The organism is Streptomyces sp. NPDC031274, assembly GCF_055570235.1.
In genome coordinates this window covers 1-1,440 of the sequence record NZ_JBVIHP010000217.1, presented here as the reverse complement: position 1 = coordinate 1,440, position 1,440 = coordinate 1, and the positions used below count along the sequence as shown (strand labels likewise).

Here is a 1,440-nt window from a genome sequence, read left to right as displayed (position 1 = left end):
CCCCTGGCCCCACAAACTCTGTGCCACCCCCCGTCATGTCGCCCTTCTTCCCCGCCTTGGCTGCGGCCGCGGACGGACACGACCCGGTGACATGCCGGTAGTTGAACAGCGATGTGAACAGGGGGGTGTGGTCGGCGATGCCGCTGGCCTGCTGCGCCACCGCCAGCGGGGCGTGCTCGTGCTCCATCAGGGCGGTCAGCTGGTCCCGCATCTGCTCGACCGCGGCGCGCACGCCGACCTGGCCGGTACGCACCCGCATGGGAAGGGTGTTCATGAACGGCCCGACGACACGGTCGGCGCCCTCGCCCGCGTTCATCCGGCCGAAGAGCACCGTCCCGAACACCACGTCGTCACGACCCGACAGCGTCGCCAGCACCCGGGCCCACACCACGTGCATGACAGTCGCGGTACTGACACCCAGATCCCGCGCCACCCGCCGCAGCTCGTCAGTGAGACCCTCGGGCAGCGGCATGCCCGCCTCGATGATCCCGCTGCCGTCGCCGCGTGCTTCGAGCAGCCCGTAGGGGGCGGTCGGCTCGGTCACGTCGCCCAGGAGGTCGGCGAAGAACCGCTCGTGCTCCTCCCTCGGCACCGCCCGCGTCTGGGCGACGAAGTTGCGGAACGGCAGCGCCGGTGCCAGGTCCTGGGTCTGGCCGGAGAGCACCGCGCGGAGTTCCTGCTGTACGACGTCCATGCCCATGTGGTCCTGCAGCATGTGGTGCATCCGCACAAGCCCGAGCCAGCGTCCCTCCGTCGCCTCGGCCACGTGCAGGTCCATCAACGGCGCGTGACGCAGATCCATCACCGAGCCCGCTACGGCGGCCAGGGGCTCCATCCGTCGCCTCGGTTCGGCGGAGTCGAACGTGAGGGCGTGCTCGACGACCGGCAGGTCCGCGTGCCGCCACACCACCTGCACGGGCTCGCGCAAGCCCTCCCAGACGATGCCGGTGCGGTAGATGTCATGCCGATCCACCACCTGCTGCAGAGCGCTCGCGAACTCATCCAGTGCGCTGCGTGAGTCGAACTCCACGCCGAAGGTCGCGACATAGACGTCCTCGCCGGCGCCTGCCAGGAGGTGGTGGAAGAGGAGCCCTTCCTGCAGCGGCGCCAGCGGGTAGATGTCGGCGACGTTCGCCGCCCCGCCCTCGACCACCGCCAGCACTCGGTCGATCTCCTCCTGGTCCAGCTCCACCAGCGGCAGCATGTCCGGGGTGATCTGATCCGTGCCGTACGGGATGAGGTTCTCCGGCACCTCCACGGAACCGGCGCCGGTGGACGCGGCCAGCTGGGCCGGCGTGGGCGCTTCGAAGAGCGCGCGCACGGAGACCGATACGCCTCGGGTTCGCAGCCGCTCGACAAGCCGGACGGCGAGCAGGGAGTGGCCACCGAGTTGGAAGAAGTTGTCGTCGACTCCGACCACATCCACGCCGAGGACCTCGG

The 1,440-nt window shown here is 70.0% G+C and carries 1 protein-coding gene; it reads right to left on the bottom strand.

The annotated features are described in order from the left end of the window. Window positions 1–1,440, bottom strand: a 1,440-nt coding sequence (locus ACZ5CR_RS45105; protein ID WP_468869429.1) for a condensation domain-containing protein, incomplete at both ends; no start/stop codon positions are given.